Source organism: Haloimpatiens massiliensis (assembly GCF_900184255.1).
Taxonomy (GTDB): Bacteria; Bacillota; Clostridia; order Clostridiales; family Clostridiaceae; genus Haloimpatiens; species Haloimpatiens massiliensis.
This window is the reverse complement of sequence record NZ_LT854640.1, coordinates 800975-822283: the sequence shown is the minus strand read 5'-3', so window position 1 is coordinate 822283 and position 21309 is coordinate 800975. Positions and strand designations below refer to the sequence as shown.

21 protein-coding genes are annotated in these 21309 nt (G+C 28.4%); 4 read left to right on the top strand and 17 right to left on the bottom strand.

Features of this window, described 5'->3' with window-relative positions; all coding sequences use genetic code 11:
* Positions 1 to 58: 58 nt before the first annotated feature.
* The 3 genes from C1715_RS12055 (at position 59) to def (ending at position 2413) form a co-directional block, all read left to right on the top strand.
* Positions 59 to 1492: an ISLre2 family transposase gene (locus C1715_RS12055; protein ID WP_102398661.1), complete on the top strand. Its 1434-nt coding sequence runs from the start codon at positions 59 to 61 to the stop codon at positions 1490 to 1492.
* Positions 1493 to 1723: 231 nt separating this feature from the next.
* Positions 1724 to 1960 carry a helix-turn-helix transcriptional regulator gene (locus tag C1715_RS12050; protein ID WP_102400732.1) on the top strand — a complete coding sequence of 79 codons (237 nt, stop codon included), beginning with the start codon at positions 1724 to 1726 and terminating at the stop codon, positions 1958 to 1960.
* The gene (gene def, locus C1715_RS12045) at positions 1961 to 2413 is read left to right on the top strand and encodes a peptide deformylase (RefSeq protein ID WP_102400731.1); all 453 of its coding nucleotides are present in this window, start codon (positions 1961 to 1963) and stop codon (positions 2411 to 2413) included.
* Positions 2414 to 2820: 407 nt separating this feature from the next.
* On the opposite strand, the gene C1715_RS12040 is transcribed toward def, so the two are convergent.
* From C1715_RS12040 to C1715_RS11985, 11 genes are all read right to left on the bottom strand, one after another.
* Positions 2821 to 3402, bottom strand: a complete 582-nt coding sequence (locus C1715_RS12040; protein ID WP_102400730.1) for a GNAT family N-acetyltransferase — start codon at positions 3400 to 3402, stop codon at positions 2821 to 2823.
* Positions 3403 to 3453: 51 nt separating this feature from the next.
* The gene (locus tag C1715_RS12035; protein ID WP_102400729.1) at positions 3454 to 4017 is read right to left on the bottom strand and encodes a YdcF family protein; all 564 of its coding nucleotides are present in this window, start codon (positions 4015 to 4017) and stop codon (positions 3454 to 3456) included.
* Positions 4018 to 4269: 252 nt separating this feature from the next.
* Positions 4270 to 6714, bottom strand: coding sequence for a PEP/pyruvate-binding domain-containing protein (locus C1715_RS12030; RefSeq protein ID WP_180964070.1), 2445 nt, complete (start codon positions 6712 to 6714; stop codon positions 4270 to 4272).
* 256 nt (positions 6715 to 6970) lie between these two features.
* A complete protein-coding gene (locus tag C1715_RS12025) occupies positions 6971 to 8326 on the bottom strand; it encodes a DUF6179 domain-containing protein (protein WP_102400727.1) in 1356 nt (451 codons plus the stop codon).
* A 6-nt stretch (positions 8327 to 8332) separates the two neighbouring features.
* Positions 8333 to 8800: a DUF6323 family protein gene (locus tag C1715_RS12020; protein ID WP_102400726.1), complete on the bottom strand. Its 468-nt coding sequence runs from the start codon at positions 8798 to 8800 to the stop codon at positions 8333 to 8335.
* A gap of 250 nt (positions 8801 to 9050) precedes the next feature.
* Positions 9051 to 9620: a flavodoxin family protein gene (locus C1715_RS12015; protein WP_102400725.1), complete on the bottom strand. Its 570-nt coding sequence runs from the start codon at positions 9618 to 9620 to the stop codon at positions 9051 to 9053.
* Positions 9583 to 9840 (bottom strand): hypothetical protein, encoded by a 258-nt coding sequence (locus tag C1715_RS12010; RefSeq protein WP_146005393.1) that lies wholly within the window; start codon positions 9838 to 9840, stop codon positions 9583 to 9585. The genes C1715_RS12015 and C1715_RS12010 overlap by 38 nt, the downstream gene beginning before the upstream one ends.
* A 23-nt stretch (positions 9841 to 9863) precedes the next feature.
* The gene (locus tag C1715_RS12005; RefSeq protein WP_102400723.1) at positions 9864 to 10370 is read right to left on the bottom strand and encodes an NUDIX hydrolase; all 507 of its coding nucleotides are present in this window, start codon (positions 10368 to 10370) and stop codon (positions 9864 to 9866) included.
* Positions 10371 to 10596: 226 nt separating this feature from the next.
* A complete protein-coding gene (locus tag C1715_RS12000; RefSeq protein WP_242971947.1) occupies positions 10597 to 11310 on the bottom strand; it encodes a class I SAM-dependent methyltransferase in 714 nt (237 codons plus the stop codon).
* Between the two features lie 19 nt (positions 11311 to 11329).
* Complete coding sequence (locus tag C1715_RS11995) at positions 11330 to 11884, bottom strand: WHG domain-containing protein (RefSeq protein WP_102400722.1); 555 nt, start codon at positions 11882 to 11884, stop codon at positions 11330 to 11332.
* Between the two features lie 311 nt (positions 11885 to 12195).
* Positions 12196 to 13434 carry an MFS transporter gene (locus C1715_RS11985; RefSeq protein ID WP_102400721.1) on the bottom strand — a complete coding sequence of 413 codons (1239 nt, stop codon included), beginning with the start codon at positions 13432 to 13434 and terminating at the stop codon, positions 12196 to 12198.
* A 473-nt stretch (positions 13435 to 13907) separates the two neighbouring features.
* Here C1715_RS11985 and C1715_RS11980 point away from each other — a divergent pair, with 473 nt between their 5' ends.
* A complete protein-coding gene (locus tag C1715_RS11980) occupies positions 13908 to 15152 on the top strand; it encodes a helix-turn-helix transcriptional regulator (RefSeq protein WP_102400720.1) in 1245 nt (414 codons plus the stop codon).
* A gap of 233 nt (positions 15153 to 15385) precedes the next feature.
* Here the strand turns inward: C1715_RS11980 and C1715_RS11975 are convergent, their stop codons facing one another.
* The 6 genes from C1715_RS11975 to C1715_RS11950 form a co-directional block, all read right to left on the bottom strand.
* Complete coding sequence (locus C1715_RS11975; RefSeq protein WP_102400719.1) at positions 15386 to 15889, bottom strand: GNAT family N-acetyltransferase; 504 nt, start codon at positions 15887 to 15889, stop codon at positions 15386 to 15388.
* Positions 15890 to 15926: 37 nt separating this feature from the next.
* A complete protein-coding gene (locus tag C1715_RS11970; protein ID WP_102400718.1) occupies positions 15927 to 16748 on the bottom strand; it encodes a methyltransferase domain-containing protein in 822 nt (273 codons plus the stop codon).
* 89 nt (positions 16749 to 16837) lie between these two features.
* Positions 16838 to 17359 (bottom strand): DUF2812 domain-containing protein, encoded by a 522-nt coding sequence (locus tag C1715_RS11965; protein ID WP_102400717.1) that lies wholly within the window; start codon positions 17357 to 17359, stop codon positions 16838 to 16840.
* Entirely contained in the window at positions 17352 to 17693 is a 342-nt protein-coding gene (locus C1715_RS11960; RefSeq protein ID WP_102400716.1) for a PadR family transcriptional regulator, read from the bottom strand. Before C1715_RS11960 ends, C1715_RS11965 begins: the two co-directional genes overlap by 8 nt.
* A 257-nt stretch (positions 17694 to 17950) precedes the next feature.
* The gene (locus tag C1715_RS11955; protein WP_102400715.1) at positions 17951 to 18784 is read right to left on the bottom strand and encodes a class I SAM-dependent methyltransferase; all 834 of its coding nucleotides are present in this window, start codon (positions 18782 to 18784) and stop codon (positions 17951 to 17953) included.
* A gap of 236 nt (positions 18785 to 19020) precedes the next feature.
* On the bottom strand, positions 19021 to 21084 hold the full coding sequence (locus tag C1715_RS11950) for a penicillin-binding transpeptidase domain-containing protein (RefSeq protein WP_102400714.1): 2064 nt from the start codon (positions 21082 to 21084) through the stop codon (positions 19021 to 19023).
* Positions 21085 to 21309: the final 225 nt, after the last annotated feature.

Sequence of the window (21309 nt, the reverse complement as noted above, 5' to 3'; positions counted from 1 at the left end):
ATCCTACTAAAATATAAGTTGAGAAACAAATAAAAATTAGAAAGGATTGATATCTTCTATGTATAATAGTATACAACATTTTAATGAATTTGGGGTAAAAGAAATTAAAAAAGAGATAAAAAGTTTTGTTTGTGAAAGAAAGGATATTGCTGATTTGATTATAGATTTAAAAGAAAATCTATTTGAACTAGGTAGAAATATACTGATAGAGGTTTTGAAGGATATGGATGATTATCTGCGTAGCAGCGGGATAAGGAAACAATATTATGAGATAATCAGAAAAGACAAAACAAGTTTATTGACTAGTTTTGGAATGATAAATTATAAGAGAACGTATTTTAAATCTAAACAAGATGGAAAAAGACAGTATCTTGTTGATAGCGTTAGTGGAATAGAACCTCACGATAGAGTGAGTTCAGATGTTGTTATTAATGCAATTGAAGAAGCGTTAGAAAGTAGTTATAGAAAAGCAGGTGAGAAGGCATCTTACACTGATAAAATAAGCAAACAAGCTGTTATGGATAAAATACATAATGTTGATGTAGTTCAACCTAAAATTAAGGAATCTAAAAAAAGAAATATTAGAATATTGTATGTAGAAGCGGATGAAGATCATGTACATCTTCAAAGTAAAAATAATAACAATAATAAGCAAAATATGCGAAATATAGCTATGCCTAAATTAGTATATGTACATGAAGGCATTGATCAAGATAAAAGCAGCAAAGCAAGAAAAGTATTGAAAAATTTACGTTATTTTGGTGGCATGTATAAAAAATCGGAAGATTTATGGCTTGAAGTAGCAAATTATATTTATGATCAATATAATACTGATTTTATCGAAACAATATATTTATCTGGTGATGGTGCTTCATGGATACGTGAAGGAGTAAATTGGATTCCAAAGAGTAAATTTGTACTGGATTCTTATCATTTAAGTAAATACTTAAGAACTGCAACAGCACACTTAAATAATGAATTAATTGCACAAGAATTAAAGGATGCTATAGATTGGCCCGATAGAGAAGAAACACGAAAAGTGTTCAAAAAAATAATAAGTTTAACTGAAAATGAAACAAAAATACAAGCAGTAAAAGAAGCTCAACGTTACATCCTAAATAACTGGGATGGTATAGAAATAAAAGCTGATAAAGGTTATGAAATAATAGGATGCAGTGCCGAAGGCCATATTAGCCATATATTTTCTGAACGATTAAGTAGTAGACCAAGAGGCTGGAGTAAAATAGGAGTATCTCAGATGTCTAAATTATTAATATATAAGAAAAATGGCGGCAAAATATATGATCTTGTGATGGCTCAAAAAATTAAGAAAAAGAGAGAAAACAAAGAGCATATACAGGATAAATTAATCAGCGAATTAAGATGTTCAGCAAATAAATCTAAGAGTCCGTATGATATCAGCCTGACGGCTATTGACAGAGGTCAAAAGACTGGATTATACAATGCATTAAGGTCAATAATAGGCATGTGAAACTAAATAATATGGTCATTATTTGATACATAAATATGAAATCATGGTATAATATGAGATAGAATAGTTATATATTTTTATTAATTCAAATCTTTATTTTATTCAGGGTGATTTCTATCGTTCATTTTCCTACAGTAAATTAACTCTATCTAAATGTAATGTTAACTTGACATGGAAATTAAATAATATTATATTTATAATGTAAGGTCAACATTACAGGAGTGATATTTAATGAAAAATAAATTGAAGCAATTCCTTGAAGAACTAGGGTTAACTCAGGAGCAATTAGGTGAACTGGTAGGAGTATCAAGGCAAGCAATTAATGCTATTGAAACAGGAAAATTTGAACCATCTATTTGGTTAGCTTACGATATTGCTAAGGTATTCAATGGTACTATAGAAGAAATTTTTCTTTTTGAGGAAAGTGAAAGAAAATCAAGAGCAGAAAAAAGTAGAGGTGTAATTTAGATGGCATTAAGACAAATTAGATTGTTTGACGATGAAATATTAAGAAAAAAGAGTAAGGTAGTTGAAGTTGTAGACGATAAAGTAAGACAAATATTAGCTGACATGGCAGATACTATGTATAGTACAGAAAATGGTGGTGGATTAGCTGCACCACAAGTAGGTATATTAAAGCGATTGGTTGTAATAGATATGGGGCAAGGACTTATAAAATTAGTAAATCCAAAGATAATTAAACAAGAAGGAGTTCAGGAAGTTATAGAGGGATGTTTAAGCATTCCTAATACATGGGGAAAATTAAAAAGACCATATAAAGTAACGGTAGAAGCATTAAATGAAAATGGAGAAAAAATCACATTAACAGGCGCAGGAGATTTAGCAAAATGTTTCTGCCATGAAATAGACCATTTAGAAGGTGTTCTTTTTACTGATTTAGTAACTGAATACATAAGATAATATTATTTATATTATAAGTTTATTTAACCATTGACGATACATCAATTAAGAATTTTAATAAAAGATGGATTTTTCTTTGAAAAAGAAATATACAAGCTCTTTTCTTCTGTATTGGTGAAAATATTGCAAAGCATTAAGAAGACGTAATTTATGCTATAAAGAAAGGTTTTGTAATAGGAAATCATTATGGAGTATTGCCTATGCATATTAAATATGAAAATAAAGTTAAATGAGTATGTATAGTAATAATTTTAGTTTTTTACTCATAAAATTCCTCTGTTACTTCATATTTTATATAATCTAGTTAATTATTTTAAAAGGAGCTGTCGCACTAAGAATAAATCCTACTATATATTGTGTTAACTTTAAACTTATTGTATGTGAATTCTTTAATGCGACAGCCTCTTTTAAAATATTAGTTCATAAAAGTTACATTCATGTACTCTTTTAAATTCTTTCTTTATTTCATCTGTATTTTTCCCTACATAGTGAGCAAAACAATTACATATAAATAAATTTTCTATTTTTGATTCAGCAATCTCACCACATTCTTTTCCTTCGGTATAAACATGTAAATATGATTCCTTAAGGATAAATCCCCTTCTTTTATACCAATCATTCACCCATTTGTCGTCCCGTGTCCATGCTTCAATCTTTTTTATGTTTTTAGTCTTTAATTTCCTTATTGCTTTATATAATAAGGAAGTTGCTATTCCTTGGCCTCTATATTCAGGTAATACTGCTAGGTGCCATATAACTCCACCTAATTCACTTGTATAATAGCATACTGAGCCTTTTTCTATCTCATATTCTATATCAATTAAACCTATTATTTTTCCATCTGCCTCCGCTACTAATTCAATTGATGGGTTTTGGTAATGTTCCTTTTCTCTTAATACATTATCAAAATATGCGCTATCTAAAAAGGATAAAACTCTGCATCTTACCCATGCTAAATTATCATTATCTCTATACTCTCTTATTATCATAAGCATACCTCTTTAAAATATATTTTCGTATAATGAATTACTATTTAGCTCTTATTTAGCATGAAACTTTTTTATATAATCCTCAAAGTATTTACCTATTTTTACAACTTCACCCATAACGATTTTTATTTTTTCTTCATCTAAAAACCAATTATCTTTTTCAATTCTTCTTTTGTCAGGAACAGTTGCAACAAAAAATTCTATATCCTTTGGAAATAATAATTGATATGTTAATAATGCACGTCTTGAATGATAAGCCTTACAAACTAAGATAGCTTTTTTTATTGGCAAATTACTTTCTTTTATTACTTTCCATGAAAATTCTGCATTTTCAAAAGTATTTCTTGCTCGATTTTCCTTTAGTATTTTTTCTTCTGGTACACCTGATTTTACTCCCAGACATTTTAAAAATTCCCATTCTGAGTTATATTCTGGTATTTTAGGATTAACTGAGCCACTTGGTAATATATATGGTGCTAATCCCTTCTTATATAGTTCTGCTGCCTTTTCCATCAATTGAGGATGGCTTCCTCCTGGTACCAAAATTATATCTGCACTCTGAATTTCCGTATGGACAAAAACCAGTTTACTTATACAATCAAATGGATAGTTCATTTTTATATCTCCCCTTAATATATAAAATTCAGTAAACTCTTTGATTTTTCAACTATTTAATTGCATTATTATATAATGGTATCTAAAAGCATCATACCATTATATGCTATAATTGTACATATTTTAAATTAACACAATACAACTTATAAACTATCTATGTGACGATAAAGTGAGTATAAAAAAGTTCCTTTTATAAAAATTATAATATGGGAGGGCTTGGTATATATTTATATAATGTATTATTTATATTTATTAGTTCTTTCTTATTATTTTAATTTCTCCAGTAAAACCATCTAATGTAGCTTCATCCCCATCCCTAACATAGGTCATTATATTTCTAACATTATATATAACTGGTATATTCATTTCTCTGGCAAGAATTCCTAAATGCTCAAATGGTGAACCTACCTCTACAATAATGCCTTTTACGAAATTCACTATAGGCTCAAGCTCTCCACAGCGTGTAAAAGGAACTACTAATATACTATTTTCTTCTAAATAAGCAGGCATTCCAATTTTAACCTTTCCATTAACTTTTTTTCTTAACCCTGAAAGTCCCTTTAAAACTATAGCATCTTCACAGAAGCCTTCTTTATCTTGTTCGTTATTTTCGTTTATGCAATCCGTATTTTCAGTATGATTTCTTCCAATAGTAGGTGGTGCAAATAATTTCTTTTGATAATTGTATAGCTTTTTTCTTTCATTTATAAGCTCCCTAAAATCAGTACTATTTAATAACCCCATTTTAATTTCATTAAGAGTAAGAAAATATATGTCTGATTTATTTTGTATCTGCTTATTTTTCATTAATATCTTTGTAGTCTCTCCTAATGCTAGACGTAAGTATGACTTTGTCATACGTTCAAAGTAATAATGATGGTCATCTCTTGCCAAATATGCTTTTTCTGCTAAAGTAAGTTTATTTAAAAATTCTTCAACTTCTTTTTTATCTAAATTTCTCAATATATTCGCTTTAATTCTTTTTTTATTTTTTAAAGAATTTTCTATTGAAGCTTTAAAATTTTTAATATTAAGGTCTAAAAATCCACGGATATGTCCTATTACTTTAGAAGGGGCTTCCATTAATAAAGGCTCTAAATAAGGGCTATTAACATCAATATCTAAGTTACAAATTCCAAATAAAGCTATGTAATCTTTTATTAATTTCAGTAGATTTTTACTTTCAGAAATTCTAGTGAGTCTTGAATATAGAAGTTCATTATACTGGCAATTTTTAAACATTTTATTTAAAATTGCATTTGAATTTACTTCATTAGCCATAGCAATATAAAATTCTCTTTCTTTATTTAGTATACTAACATTAAATACTAAATCATAAAAATCCTCTACAGTATAATCATCATTTATACTTTTGTAATATTCCATGAAAGTGTCTAGGTAATCGCATCCATGGGTAACTGGCTGATGATTTGCGGATAGAAAATTCATGTAGCTAATGGATTTCTCCAAGAATATTAACACTTCTTGTGGTGATAACTCTTTTCGTATATAATTATCTAAATCTTTTTTAATACACAATAATTCTGGTAGCACAACATCTTGAAATATATTCTTATATTTATTATGTAGCTCATCTATCATAGCTAAAAAGTTTTGTTCTTGATACTCCCTATTTAGCATTTTTTTATCTCTATAAAAGAAGTAACCATTTTGTACACAATATTCAGTATAAAAGTCTTGAAAACCTGTTGCATAAAAGCCTGAATTTAATGCATCTCCCTGTATTAGGTTTAATTCATTAATTAAAGGTTTATAAGGTATATCACTTTCTCTATACCAAGTATAGTTATCATCCTCTTCTTTTTGCCAATTAAATTGGAAATTCTTAATTTTAAAGGTGGTAATAGCTCTAGCTTGTAGTATATAAATCTTATCATTGGTAATGGTCCATTCCACATCTTGATATTTACCAAAAATTCTTTCTATTTTCAATGTGATTTCATATAACCTTTTTATTATATTCTTTGATGGAGAAAGAAAGTTTTCTGGAATTTTTTTATCAAGTATTTCACCATTTTTTTTGTTGATTTTATAAAAAGCTGAACTAGCTTTACCACTAACATAATTATCACATAAGCCATTTACTGCATTAATATGCATTATGTCTTCATTCATATCAATAGTATCAACTGAAAAATTAACTCCAGAATAATCTCCTAAAATAAAATTCTGGACTATTATACACATTTTCAAATCTTCAAAAATTAAATTATTATTTACAAAATATTCTATGACTTTATCATTAAACAGTGAAGCATAACACTTTTTTATACAATTTTTAACTTCTTCAAAAGAATTTAAGTTTATGTATGAAGAAAACATACCTGCCATACTATATGTGTCATTATCTTCACTTAATGCAGAGGATCTTACTACAAATTTTTCTTGGACTTCTTTAGTTTGTATGTTGTTGAAAAATCTAAGAAGGCTTGTCTCCATTTTACAAGAAAACTGCCCATTTAATATAAAATTGTAGATTTCTTCATTACAAGCTACGTAGTCTTGAATGCTATAATGAAAATTATTATACTTAAGAAACTCAATAAAAAACTCTGAAGATAGTGCAAATCCATTTGGAACTTCTTCTCCATTGTTCATTAGCTCACCTAATGAACTTGCCTTAGTGCCATATTGATTTTTGTCACTTAATGATAAATCTATTAACATTGATAACATAATTAAATCGCCCATTTCATTTTGTAAATCTTGTAATTAATAAAACTAATTATATGTATTTACTTGAGACTTTACAAACGAACGAAAAGCTTTGAAATGAGACTAAGACATATTAACTAATATGAATAAGATTTTTCATGCTTTTTTGAAAAAAACATTGACAACTTCACGTTTTTGCAATATAATATATTGACTCATTAAGAGAGTTATAATATAAGTTAAATTATAAATATAGCTTTTCCAAAGGCTATATTTGCTAAATTAACTCTATTCTTTCCTTAAACTTCCTTATAGCCAAACGTTCTTTTTCGCTAAAACTGGCAAGGTAATTATTAAATTGAAAATACCATTCTTTTTCATACTCTCCTTCAAAACTTAAATCAGATATGTACTTTGATAAAAGTACAATTTCCGTTTGAGATAAACTTTTAAAATACATATTATATTCATCTCCAAATAAACATTCGGCACTTAACATATCCACTAAATCTTCTAAGCTTTTTATGTTATTTTTAATTAATGTAATTTTATCTTGAACAGAAGAACACTCTCGAATTTCTTCACTTAATTTTTTAAACACTGAGTTACTTATTTTTTCCCCATCTATATATTTAATAAATTCATTTCCGCAATCTTTGTTGAAGGAGATAAAGACTGTTTCTAATTTATCTATTTTAATGCTTTCATTTATAAATAAGCTTATTTTTAGTGTAGACTTTGTAATATAATCTATTAATGCTATATCTTTAATATCTAAAATTTCACAACATATTTTTGCATATTTTAATAACTTTTTTTGTAATTCCTCTAAAGATAATTTGCCTAACTTAGTTTTTATATGTGCCCTATCCATGCTATTAATATCAAGATTTATCAAAGATTTATCACATATAATTATACCTAGGGAATTAATTAATACTAGCTCAAATATGTTTATTAATAATAGTTCACATTTCCTATCGTACCCTTTTAGCAAATTAATAATTTCACAAATATCAAAATTCTTACAAAACTCATTTTCTAAGAATAATATTTTTAAGTAATTATATATATATTCAATACCCACATAGTTCATATTATCCATACAAAGTTGATAATCTATTGATCCTGGAGTTTCGTGTGCTGCAAAAAAGTCTTCATATTCTTTAAAAAATAGAGGAATACCATAATCTATAGTATCGTTATATGAATAATTATCAACTTTAAGCTTATTCTTGTTGATTTCTTGCAATAACTTCTTTCCTTCTAATACTTTTTCCTTAATTAAATCATGTCCCATTTTTACAATATAATCTAAACTTTTATTTTTTAATTCTTCTATTACCAATTCTATATTATCAAAAGTTTTTAAATAAATTCCTATGGTATAATCAATACACTGTAAAAGACTTTCAGCTACTTCCACCATAACTGAGCTACTCTCATCTTTTGTATAATATTTTAATTTAACTTTTAAAATCTCCATTCTTTCATAATATATCCTAGATAAAGTCTCATTATCTATTAAATTATTTTCATAACAGTTTATCAAAACATCCTCAAAGAAACACTCTTCTCTGAAATTTTCATCTATACAATGTCTATATTTTTGAAGCTTATTTTCTTTACCCATAACATATCAATCCTTTTCATTATCAAGATTTGTATAGTCTTTTACACCATGTCTTATATTATCAGCAATTTTGTATAATACTTTTCCTTCTAAAAGTTCTAACGATCCTTGGCAATAGTTGTTAAAATATTCTTTCATAATATCTATTAATTCATCATCACTTATATAATCTAAAGTTTCATTCTTATAATTATAAAAAATTTCTACAAGTTCATTTATTGTGTCACTGTAATTATATTGTGATATATATGGTGAATCACAAAAAGCTATAATAATTTTAGTTATAATTTGCCCATTGAATTCTATTCTTGCACTATTTTTAAGAGACATATTTCTTGTTTTAATAATTTCTTTTACATCCTCCTCTTTGAGCTTTAGTCCATATTCACTTGTAAATTCATTACACTTAAGCACAGCATTAAAAAACTGCTTTTCTAGTAAATTGTTTTTAAATAAATCAATAGAATTTTTCAATTTTAAAACTTCCTTTCAAAAAAGTATTGACATCCAGTTTTAAATGTGTTATGATATAAAATATATGAGTATAATTGTTTATTATACCATTGGCATATATTGTTGTCAATGTATTTTATAACGTTAAAAGAGTATCTTCAAAATCGAAGATACTCTTTTGGATTTTAATATAAATATTCTATGAAACAGGAAAAAATCTAGTGCTAGATACTAAAAATTTTCATCTTAGCGTAATCAAGTGGTAAGTAGTTTACTTTTGGGTTATGTTTTCCAAAATATTCATTCCTAGTTCAAAAGCTTCTTTAACTTTTTGTTCTTTTTGTTCAAAATCTTCTTTGACTTGTACACCTTCTACGGTAAATCTTTTTACTGGTTTTATTCCTAAATGGCCATAGTAATGCTCTATGGTGTGAATTAAGTGCATGTTTTCTTCAATTCTACTGCCTGTTCTAACAGCTACAGAAACTCCAATCTTGCCCTTAGGAATGATTGTGTCACCATTTGTATCAGATAATGGCGTTGATCTATCAAAGAACACTTTCAATTGTCCAGTAACATCTCCCCAATATGAGGGTGAAGCAATTACCACAATATCCGCCTGGATTAAATCATTAATTATTATATTCATATCATCATTTTGAATACATTTTTTTGTCTTATAGCACTTCATGCACCCTTTACAATAATTTATGTTCATTTCTCCAAGTACGTATTTCTTAACATTAATGTTGTTTCTTTTCATTCCTTCTATAATTTTATCTGTTACACATGCTGTGCTACCATTAGGTTTTGGACTTCCTATAATACATATTGCCTTCATAATAAATCTCCCCTTTAATAATTATTACATGTATCCCCTTTGCCTCTAGTTTTCCGCATCTCGCTTTATATCCACTTATAAATGATAAAAATTTTTCTTTATTAATGTTTCCTTTTTCATCTTCAGCCCAATAAATAGCCGTTTCCGTTAATTGTTGCATGGGATTTACATATCCAGCTACTTCCCAATCAATGATAATGGGATTATCTTGGTTCCACATAACATTTTTAGTACTAGATCTGTTTAATTTACTATGACTTCATTAATATTTCTTTTCCAATCCTCAATATAATTCTTATCAAACTCATTTATTTCATCTGGTAAATTATCTTTATTAAAGAAAATATGTCTTAAAGTTTCATCTGTTTCTTGCAAAATTTCACCTTTATACTCTGTAGTTTTAAATACTATACTTGTAACACAACAAATATCATTATTGGGATATACTATTATCCTGTCTTCACCAGAATATATCCCCAAAAGACATAGATTTTCTATTTCAATACCTACTTCTTCAAATACTTCTCTTTTAGCAACATCAATATATTTCTCCCCTATTTCCATGGCACCACCAGGAATACCCCATTTTTTATTATCTTTTCTTTGCTGTAGCAAAATCTCCCCTTTTGAATTTTCAATTATTACTCCACAAGCAGTAGTCATTAACGGGGCATGTCCTATATTTTTTCTTATTTCTCTAATATAGTTTTGTTTATATGGTTTAATTATTTTTTTTAATTTTTCTTTCATATTCTCACCTACCGTAGTTTAAAATAGATTTATATAACTAATATATCGTAACTATTACCTATATTTTATATCTACATATAAATTTTTACAATAATAATATCTTTTTATTGTGATAAAAAGCACCGTAGAATTCATTTTTGAATAATACAGTGTTTTAAAATACTATTCATTTTTTCAATAGATATGTTAAATATGAATAGTGGGCTTAACACAACTATAAATTTGCTTATTCATTAATAGTTTCCGAATTCTTAGTTGCAACAATCATTGGGGTATCATTGTCTCCCTTGTATCCCAGTAATTCAACTTTTTCAAATCCTGCTTGTTTCATTAAACTAAATTCATGTTCTAGCGTTAAAGGTGTATCAAAATGTACAAACATATCTTCCGAAATATTATCTCGCTTTCTTCTGCGGTTACATTCAGCAAACAATAATTCCTCTTGTTCTTGGGTTCTTGCAATATAATCGCATTCAATATAACAGCCGCCATCTCTCAAGCTATCGTATAACTTTTTAAAAATAACAATTTTCTTTTCTGGTTCAAAGTGATGTAATGTTTGAAAAGACACTGCTACATCGAAACATTCCTTTCCAAAAGGTACAGCAAAATAATCTTCACAGATTAGTGAAAGATTCCTATCTTTATGCTTTTTTTTAAGTTCATGTAACATAGACTTTGCCAAATCAATACCTGTTACTTTTATGTCAGGAAATCTTTTAAAAATATTGTCTAGCTCTAGTCCAGTTCCACACCCAATATCTAACAGCTCCTTTGCATCTTCTGGAATGAGTTGTGCCATCCATTCATAATATTCTTTCCACGAAGACATATGTTCTTCATAGCCATCAACCCGTACTTCAAAAAACTTATCCATTGCTTCTAGTTTTATATCTTTTGTTTCTTCAAGCCATGCCTTAAGACCGTCTAAAAATTCCATATCTTTTTCATCCATTTTACTAATCCCCTTTTAAAAAACACTTAATTGCATGTGTAATTAATTCTTTTATCTCCTCAGTAGATAAAATTATAGCATTCCCATATATTTGTGTTGCAACTCCATGTGTATACAGCCATGTATCACGAAATAAGTTTTTTGCCCTTATTCTAGAAATGTTATATTTATTCATTGTTTGTTTAATAACTCCTTGATTCCATTCAGCTTCCAATACATCTGTAATACTCCAAGGTGAATTTACATTTGATACAAACATCGCTTCAAATATATTATGTTCGGCCCGCGCCAGTTCTGCATATGCTACACTGATAGTTAATAATTGGTCATCCTGTTTTATATGCTGCTCTATAAAAGTATTATAAAAATTACAAACTTCTGTCAGGATATCAGCTTTACAAGCATCCATATTTTCATATAATCTAAATAATGGTTTTGCTGAGCAGTTTAATTTAGCTGCAAGACTTCTTGCATTTAAACAGTTAAATCCCTGTTTTCTAACCAGTTCAAAGCCTGCATGAACTACCATATCTTTATTTATTTTTATATTTGGTGGCATATTGACTCCTTTCTAGTAACATACGTTGCGCAACACATGTTGCTTAATGTATGTATTTATTATATTATACATATTAAGGGATGTAAAGCAAAAAATGGATAATTCACAAACTTCCTATTTGCCATTATTATTTTCTTAAAAATAAATCTTTTCTCTTTAGTCCATTTTCTTTAATAGCCTGTCTCCATCCCATTTCTGCAGCTACCTTATATAAAACTCTTGGGAAATTTGCTGTAATAAATATATTTTCTTCCGAAGTACATTTTAATATATTATTTGAAAGCCATTTAAGTGCTTTCTCTAAATTTTTCTTATTTTTGTTTCTCTAAATAAACGTTATCCTTTGTGTATAATATATACATCAATAAGGAAGCTACTAGAGATAAAACACCTATTAAGAGCCATAAATTTCTTATATTACTATGTTTAATGTAGGTTCCTGCCATAATTGGACCAATCATAAATCCCAATTTTCTTATAATAGGGAAAACAGAATTAAATCTTCCTCTATGGGTAATAGGAGTATGCTCTGCAATATATACACTTGTATTAGTTGAAACCAGTATTTCACCTATAGTCCAAATGATTGTAGAAATAATAAACATATAGAATTTATCTATAAAGAATATCATGCCAAAACCAACAGCATATAGTAGTCCTCCAATGGCTATACTAAGTGAAGCTTTTATATTTTTTATTGCTGAAGTTATAAATATGGTAACAGTACTGCACAGTACTGCATTTATAGTCATAAGCATTCCAAAAATCTTAGCTCCTCTAGCATTAAAAATATCTCCAACCTGAAGTGAAAGTCCAAAGTTAAACTGTGAAAATACTATAAAGTATATAACTATAATAAAGGAAAATATCAATAATACTGGCCTTTTTATAAGTGCTGATAATAAGCCTCCCTCTTCTGCACTTTCAAAAGTTTTTCCCTTTAATTTTTCAAGTTCTTTCTTAGTTGGCATAGTCTCAGGTACAAACATCAATATAAGGAATACAGATATAATGGTAGTAATCGCATCACCCAAGAAGAGCCATGTCAAATAATTTTCATATAGAAATCCTGCTAAAAGTGGTCCTACTGAAAAGCCTATATTAATAGCCATGTATTCTAGTGAAAAGGCAGCTTTTCTTTCCTCCCCTTCTGTTAAATCTGTAATTATAGTACTGTACACAGGCTGAGAAAATCCTCCTAGAAAACTTGAAAGCATTAATAATAAAGTAATAATAACTGGCATCTTTGCAAAGGCACATATAACATATCCTACACCCGATGCCGTTCTAAATATCATAAGTATCTTTTTCCTACCTAGGGTATCAACTAGTTTACCACCTATCATTGCTCCAATCATTCCCAAAGCTGAATTTACAGCAACTATAATTCCAACTACCGAAACGCTTATGCCTATCTTATACGTTAAGAACAATGTTAAGAAAGGACCTACTAAATTGCCCATACTATTAACGATAGAAGCAAAAAAAATTACATATATACTTCTAGGCAGCCCCCTATAGGGTTTAAAATAATTCTTTATTTTTTCCATTAACTTATCCCCCAATCATATACAATGAAATAATTAAATATTTTCAATTAAGTTATAAACTTATATTTATAATATTTTTTAATATTATAAATTCCTCATTAATAAATTTTTTATATTGTAAATCTATCCTTATTTAAATTTTAAGAGACTGAATTATTAAAGTCAAAGAATATATCTTGAAAAATTCTTACTTAAAAGTTATCTTTAATGCTATAATTGTATGTAAAGTTGACTAATTATAGTGAAATATACCTTTATATTTTATTTAAATGAACTATTAGTTTATTTAAAACTCGGCATTAAGTGAATGAAAAGAAATAACAAGTCAAAGATGCTAGTATATTTTGTGTCAGACAAGGAAGCAGTTTCCGCCTTTGGTAGGACTAGCGTCGGGTTCTGCTGATGCAGTATGACGCAAAATAGACTAGCGTATTGACTTATTACTTAGCTAATTGGTACAAGGAGAGTATGTTATGAAAGGTACAGTAAAAATTTTTAACAAAGAATTTGAATATGATTTCTTATCTGCTTGGATAAAATACAACAGGCTGCAAAATCAGTACACTCAAGAAGCACTGGCACACGGAGTATGCTCTACAAGCCACTTAAGCTATTTCGAAAGTGGTAAAAAACTTCTTCGTGGAGAAATAATAGAAGCACTTCTTAAAAAAATGAATATTCACGAGATAAAGGAAATTTATGATATGGGTGCAATAAGGCAGAAATTTTATAACATGATGTTTGAAATAGAAAACTTAAATTATGATAATGCTAGGGCCATATATCAAGAAATCTCCAGCATGGAGTATTTGATAATTTTATCTCCCTATAATATTGAATATACAATATATAAATTTATTTACAATTTTCTTTTGGATAAAAAAAGCTATACAGATTTGAAACAGGATGTACTAACTTTAGATAAAATTTATTCATCTTTAAGTGAAGAACTTAAGTATCTTTATATGTTTATGTCAGGAAAACTTATATTTAAATATAAAGATCATGATGAAGGAATTCAAAGGCTACTAGCGGCTAATAAAATAAAAGACACACCTTGGATTAACTATCATTTAGGCTTTTCTTATTGTTTTGATGATAAGCCCTTAAAGGGAGTTTATTATCTTGAAAAGTCATTAGAAAGCTATGAAAGAAATGGAAGATACCTAAATGCTTTGTGGTGTCATAATTACTTAGGAATATGCTATAATTTTTTAAACATACACGATGAGTCAGAAAAACATTTTAAAGCAGCATTAACAGGTGGAGAATATTTTAATATTGATGATATATTATGGCATGTATATACCAATCTATCTGATTTATACTTGCACCTAAAAAAATATAATGAAAGTGTTCTTTGGTCAAAAAAAGCTCTTCATACACCACATGATCCACTTTTACCAGCATCCAATTATGTAGAGGCATGCATAAAGCTAAACAAGCTTGAAGAATGTAAAAAAATATTCTCTACTTATTTAGTAGAAGAACATAAAAATTCCAAATATTATTATTGGTTGTATTTTTTAAATTTAAGTATCTTTCACATTGAAGAAGAACTATTTTATGAAGAAGTAACTCAGAAAATTTTACCTTATTATCAAGGTATAAATTATATAGAATTTTGGAAATCAATTAAAATTAAATTAATTGAATATCTTGAGAAAAGACGAAAATATAAGGAAGCAAATAAAATCTATAAGGAGCTTTTAACCTAATAATATGTCCAACAAATATAAAATAAAACTATACGCAAAAGACTTGGACAATTGTCCAAGTCTTTTATGTTGTATCTTGCAAACTATTAAAGCGTGTATATCTCACTCTACTGAGCCGGTGCAGAAATCTTGATTTCCAAACCAAATCACATCATTGCCTTTTTCTATATAGTAATAAATTAATCCATTTACTCCAAATCCCTCTTATGGGACTATATTCGATTTTCTAAAGATTAATTTTCAAATAAAAATATATCCCCTAAAGTTCCATCATCATATTCTGAATTAGGGTATGACTCAATAAGTTTATAGTTATCTTTTGTATATTCCGAAATAACTTTATTCCAAAAGTGTACAGATGCTATATTTTTAGGATGTCTTTTCAATTGCCATTTTCCATGAAACATATCAAACACTTTCATAGCAACAAATTTTCCTATACCACTACGACGATATTTATACATTACAAAGAATTCTGCCAAAGAATAATCAGTTTTTTCATCTACTTCAGGATAATCATTTACCATTACAAATCCCGCCAAGTTTTCATCTACAACAATGAAAAAAGCCCATCTATTTTCTTCTGTCCAATAACAATCAAGATAATCATATCCATATAAACCAAGTTTGTTTACATCTCTATTATCCCATTGCGAAAATTCATAATCATATTTCTCTAGTAAATTTTTAAGTATTTCTTTATCTTCAACAGTTACTCTTCTAAGCTCTATGTTCATTCCCCTATATCTCCTCACGTAATAAAAATAACTTCTTTTATAATTTATGACATATTAGAGTATTACATGTTATAAGTGTTTTCCCAAAAGCAAGTCCATTAATAGGATTATTTGAATACTCTTTCCTTGAAGAAGCAATATTCGATCCAATTATCACATCACCACCTATTGGCATCATTTCTTGGTTTTTTAATACTCCATGATGCTCTATTACAAAATTTAAATTTTTAAGTTTTTCTTTAAACTTATTTTGAAATTCATTCCAATTTTCATTTTTAGATAATGCTCTAGTTAAAAGCTTTTTATCAATGCTATTTATTTCAGTAGAGTTTGTCCAGAATCTTGGATATACACAAATAAATTTTCCATTAGGTTTTAACATTTTATGTATTATGTCTAAACTATCTAAAACAGTATATCTAAACATTCCTGAATAAGAAATTATTATATCTACTGAATTATTTTTTATTGTATAATGCTCATTTCCTTCTATATCGGTAATACTCCCTAAATACACAGCTAAATTTTCTATGTTAAAATGTTCTTTGCACCTTTTAGCATATAAACAATGTACTTTCTCTAATTCAAATGAAATTACAGTATTGCACTTATTTGCAAATGATGCTGCAGTACTACAAATTCCCCCTCCAATTTCTAAGACATTAAATTTTGAAATGTCGTCTTCTAAAAAACCATTTTGAATAAGATTATTAATAAATTTACTTTTTTCAATTATTTCTTTATGAAAGTCATTAATAGGGTCATAATCTTTTGGATAATCAACACCTTTTAGTGATTCCGATATTTCTTTCTTTGGATCTAAGCCGAACTCTTCTAGAATTGATTTTATTGAATGCATTATATTTGCCCCCCATATATTAAAATAAGTTATTGAAATAATTTATTAATTACGTGTCCATTAAGGTTTTGTATTAAAAATATCCTTATCTATTTATTTTTTCTAAAATGCAATCCATAGAACCATGTAATGTTCCATCCAAATGATGCTGCAGCTATTCCAACTAAAATTATGAAAAAAATTTCTCCAGCGCCACCTTCTATACGATGTCCAATGAAACTAAATACAGCCATCAGTGCAATGCTGAAAACCAGTAAGAATATATTTATATTAACACGCTTTTTTCTAGCCTCTTCTAATGGTGTTGGATCTGTATATATTGGCAGCGTTCCTGGTGATGCTTTGAAAATTCGATAACCATAAGATTCACAAACAAATTCCCAGCCAGCATGCTTAAAAATCATCAAATATTCATCTAAATCATCAATATGTTCCTGAAAATCCATAGTATATATTAAATCCTGAGGTTCACCCTTTATAAACTCAAAGGAAAAAATTGAGCTTGAATGAAGCAGCCACCCCTCTTTTGCCCATTGAGACATTTTATCTAGCATAGTATTTTTTGATATATCCCATCCATTATTACTCATTTTCCGTATATTTTTATTCATAATAATCCCCCATTCCTTTTATAACTTTTTCTGCATGAGAAACCATTTCTTTACGTCTTAAATAGTCCTTCATTAAAAGTGTTTTACCTTTTTTTTGAATCTCATATGTTTTTCTCTCACCTTGCTCTTCTGAAACTAACCTAATTAATCTCGCATCTAAAAGCTTTTTAAGTGAAGTATACAAATTAGCAGGACCAATTTCAAAACTATTATCTGAGATTTCTTTAACTCGCTCCATCATGGCATATCCATGAATAGGTTTTAGCATACATAATAATAAATAATAATAAGCATCTGTTAAGTATCCTTCTTCCAGTGTATTACGTCTTGCCATGTAATCACTCCAATTCTTATACTATATCATTAAAAGATATATCATTTAATGATATAGTATCATGCTGTAAATAAAATGTCAATAAGATATAAGGGGTTTTTATCAAATCCAAAATCGCCAAATGAGCCTGCTAAAGGCAAGGTTGCCTTTGGGTGGTGGGAAGAAAAGATAGAAAAGACATTAAAAATCCGGTGAATGTAGCCGTGATTTTTAATGTCTTTTCTATCTTTGAAATAGTGAAATTGTAATTATAGATTCTACGATACTTTCCAAAACATCCAAGCAATTTTAGCTTTAGTTGTTTCCTTTATCTTATCATTCTTACTTATAGTTTCTAAATAATCTTTAATTTTTTCTTTTAAATGCTTATCATCTGAACCTTGCTTACTAAATTGTAAAATATAAGATTCGGTTGCTTTTTCAACGGTACATTCTTTTCTCCATACTACATCTTTATAAGTTATTTCGGGATGAAAACCAAGGTTCCAAAGGATATTAAAAGCACAATAAATGCTATTGCCAACTTTTTTCTTATTTTTTTGTTCTTGTCCAAAAAGTTTTTTTGATAACTCATCATAAATATTATTATTTCTATGTACAAAACCGCTAATAAAACAGTAATTTTTAGAGGTTTCAATCATCTTAAGAAGGGTCTCTTTACTATTTATAGCAGGGCTCATAGAAGCAAAGGAAAGATCAAATTTTTTATTCCATCCTAATTCTTCTATATTTAAATTTTGCCATGGAATAAGTTTAAAACTTACATTGTTTAATCCTTGGCTTTTTACATTTTTTTCAGCATATTCAATCATTTTAGGAGATATATCAACACCCATTACACTTTCTGCAATCTTTGCAAATTCCATTGAATATTTACCAGGCCCACAGCCAATATCTAAAATATTATTTTCTTTATTTAAAGCCCCTTTTGAAAAAAGGAACTCTATTAAATCTAATTTTCTCATTTGTGTTTCTTTTTTTGTAGAGTTTTCATTAAAATCCTCCGCACGTAAATCCCAAAAGTTTTGTATTTCAGATAGATCCTCTGAAAACGAACCTTTCCACATTTCTTCAAAAATACCATTATCCATAATCAATTCCCCCTTAATCCTTTATGAAAACTAAAACATATCTCTCATCTGTCTAGAGAATAAAAAAGCCACGAAAATTAAATCATAAAACTTCCATGATTATAACCTTCGTGGTTAATATACTTATATATTACCTATATAAATTATAAGGCATTAATCGAACTTTCGTAGTTCAATCTAAATTTATTATATATGGTTTATTTTCCAAAGTCAATGAATGATATAGGTATAATTTGTTAGTTTTTACCCTTTTGAATAAAGTAATATTGCAAAACTTTCTTTTGCATAGGTATAACATAATGGCTTCCACCTTTAGACTTAACATCTTCAATTATAGTAGCGAGTACCATTTTAGGATTATCAGTATTCATAGTAACAAGCCATCCATATTCTTCGCCAGTAGTATCATCAACACTTTTTTTCAATTCTGCTGTACCTGTTTTACCAGCCAAAGCTACTCCATCTATTTTAACTCCACGTCCTGTACCAGATGGATTATCTATAACCTGTTTAAGATCTTCTAAAAGTATATTTGCATTTTTCTCAGAAATAACATTTTTCTTCCATATCTTTGGAGCATTCTTATCACTTTGAAGATGTAGACTAGGCACCATCATATTACCTTGATTCACCACGGAACTATACATTAAAGCTACATGTAGTGGACTCATCAATACTTGACCTTGTCCGTAAGAACTATCTGCTAGTTGAATATCGTTTTTTATGTTATTATCAGAAGAAATTTGAGATTTTACAATTGGATAATCTATAGGCATTTTTTCTCCTATACCAAAAGATTTAGCTTTTTCTAAAAAAGCCTCCTTACCCATTTTAAGACCCGCTTGAGCAAAATATATATTATCAGAATATATAAAGGCATCTTTTAAATTAACTGACTTTCCTGGGTCTGCTACTCTTGTAACCTTATATGCTCCCCAACTACTATCAGGTTGCCACTGCTTTCCTTGTATGTTAATGGCTTCTGCTGGGTTTATACTCCCTTTTTCTAATCCTGCTGCTGCAGTAAATAACTTAAATGTTGAGCCAGGAGCGTATGCAGCTTTGAATCTATTATCAAATTGTATATTTTTATCCTTTTCCCATTGTGCTTTAGTGCTTTCAGGGGCATAGGTTGTAAACAAATTAGGATCAAAAGATGGGGAACTTACCATTGCAAGAACTTCTCCAGTTTTAGGGTTTATAGCTGTAGAAGCCCCCTTCTCTCCATTCATACTCTCGTATATTTTCTTTTGAAGTTCTGCATCTATAGAAAGAGTTATGTTTTCTCCATTTTTAGGTTCTGTTTTTGCAATTTTTATTTTTTTTGTTTCAGTTCCATCTTTTTGTTTTGATATATAAATAAATTTACCATCTTTAGCTCTTAATTTATTTTCATAAACCTGCTCTAATCCTCTTTTACCTATAATACTAGTAGCACTGTATCCTTGGCCATCCAACTTTTTAAGTTCCTCCGCTGTTATAGATCCAACGTATCCTACTAATGAACCCATAGCTTCCCCACCTTGATAGATTCTACTTTCTGGTTTCTGATGTATTACTCCATTAATTTTCATAGCTTCTGCAATTATATCTTTTTTATCAGGAGATATATTAACAATAGGTACAAAGTACTCAGGATTACTGTTAGCTTTTAATTTATTTTCTATCACTGAAGGTTTTATATCTAAAATTTTAGCTAATTTTGTGATATTATCTTCTTTATTTACATTAAAATCTTTAGGTTTAACGCCAATAGACACGATAGTTCCATTTGTAGCAAGTCCATAGCCATTTCTATCATGAATTTCTCCTCTTTTAGCTGGAATAGTCTCAACTCTAACTTTGTCTTTAGCCTCCATTTGAGGGAATATCATTTTTTCACTCCAATTAATAGTCCAAACTTTTTTATTATCTGTTTTCTCTTTAATCATAGTTGCTTCATAGCCCTTAATATTTATCTTTCCGGCTACAGTTGTCATAGTTAGTGAAAAAGGTATCTTTTCCGCTTTTTTATCAGTAGTTTCTACATCGATAGAAATATTCTTTGCCTCTATGCCATTATAAATATTAGAATATCTATCTACAAAGTTTTTTTCCGTAATTTTAGATTTTGCTTCCTTAGATAACATTCCATACATGCTTTTATAATCTTTTTTTTGCCAATAACCTTTATACTCATTAAAGGTTTCTATAGCATTTTTTTCTTTTAAGGAACAACCAGCTAAAATAAAGGTTGTTGAAAATAGCAATACTACTGTAGTTAATACAGTAAAAAGTCTTTTAAAATTTAGCTTTAACATATAGTAACACCTCTTATAACGTTTTTAGTAAAAGATTTTGTATGCCTATTTTATTACTTTCCTCCCTATAATAGATTTAAACATAATATAATTATACCATAATATACAATATTGTGATTGATAATTAATATTACGTGTGTGACAATGTTAGAAACTTTAAATTAGAATTTGCACTTACAACTATAAAATTAAATTTAAAACGAAATAACAACTTTCAAGGACTGC

Bases quoted from the DNA above. Each gene is read 5' to 3' on its own strand.
- C1715_RS11980 (WP_102400720.1), top strand. From the start codon at position 13,908: ATGAAAGGTACAGTAAAAATTTTTAACAAAGAATTTGAATATGATTTC.
- C1715_RS12030 (WP_180964070.1), bottom strand. From the start codon at position 6,714: ATGTTATCAATGTTAATAGATTTATCATTAAGTGACAAAAATCAATAT.
- C1715_RS11975 (WP_102400719.1), bottom strand. From the start codon at position 15,889: ATGAACATAGAGCTTAGAAGAGTAACTGTTGAAGATAAAGAAATACTT.
- C1715_RS12025 (WP_102400727.1), bottom strand. From the start codon at position 8,326: ATGGGTAAAGAAAATAAGCTTCAAAAATATAGACATTGTATAGATGAA.
- C1715_RS11960 (WP_102400716.1), bottom strand. From the start codon at position 17,693: ATGGCAAGACGTAATACACTGGAAGAAGGATACTTAACAGATGCTTAT.
- C1715_RS11950 (WP_102400714.1), bottom strand. From the start codon at position 21,084: ATGTTAAAGCTAAATTTTAAAAGACTTTTTACTGTATTAACTACAGTA.
- C1715_RS12055 (WP_102398661.1), top strand. From the start codon at position 59: ATGTATAATAGTATACAACATTTTAATGAATTTGGGGTAAAAGAAATT.
- C1715_RS11955 (WP_102400715.1), bottom strand. From the start codon at position 18,784: ATGGATAATGGTATTTTTGAAGAAATGTGGAAAGGTTCGTTTTCAGAG.
- C1715_RS12015 (WP_102400725.1), bottom strand. From the start codon at position 9,620: ATGAAGGCAATATGTATTATAGGAAGTCCAAAACCTAATGGTAGCACA.
- C1715_RS11995 (WP_102400722.1), bottom strand. From the start codon at position 11,884: ATGCCACCAAATATAAAAATAAATAAAGATATGGTAGTTCATGCAGGC.
- C1715_RS12035 (WP_102400729.1), bottom strand. From the start codon at position 4,017: ATGAACTATCCATTTGATTGTATAAGTAAACTGGTTTTTGTCCATACG.
- C1715_RS11965 (WP_102400717.1), bottom strand. From the start codon at position 17,359: ATGAATAAAAATATACGGAAAATGAGTAATAATGGATGGGATATATCA.
- C1715_RS12000 (WP_242971947.1), bottom strand. From the start codon at position 11,310: ATGGAATTTTTAGACGGTCTTAAGGCATGGCTTGAAGAAACAAAAGAT.
- C1715_RS12050 (WP_102400732.1), top strand. From the start codon at position 1,724: ATGAAAAATAAATTGAAGCAATTCCTTGAAGAACTAGGGTTAACTCAG.
- C1715_RS12005 (WP_102400723.1), bottom strand. From the start codon at position 10,370: ATGAAAGAAAAATTAAAAAAAATAATTAAACCATATAAACAAAACTAT.
- C1715_RS12040 (WP_102400730.1), bottom strand. From the start codon at position 3,402: ATGATAATAAGAGAGTATAGAGATAATGATAATTTAGCATGGGTAAGA.
- C1715_RS12010 (WP_146005393.1), bottom strand. From the start codon at position 9,840: ATGTGGAACCAAGATAATCCCATTATCATTGATTGGGAAGTAGCTGGA.
- C1715_RS11970 (WP_102400718.1), bottom strand. From the start codon at position 16,748: ATGCATTCAATAAAATCAATTCTAGAAGAGTTCGGCTTAGATCCAAAG.
- C1715_RS11985 (WP_102400721.1), bottom strand. From the start codon at position 13,434: ATGGAAAAAATAAAGAATTATTTTAAACCCTATAGGGGGCTGCCTAGA.
- def (WP_102400731.1), top strand. From the start codon at position 1,961: ATGGCATTAAGACAAATTAGATTGTTTGACGATGAAATATTAAGAAAA.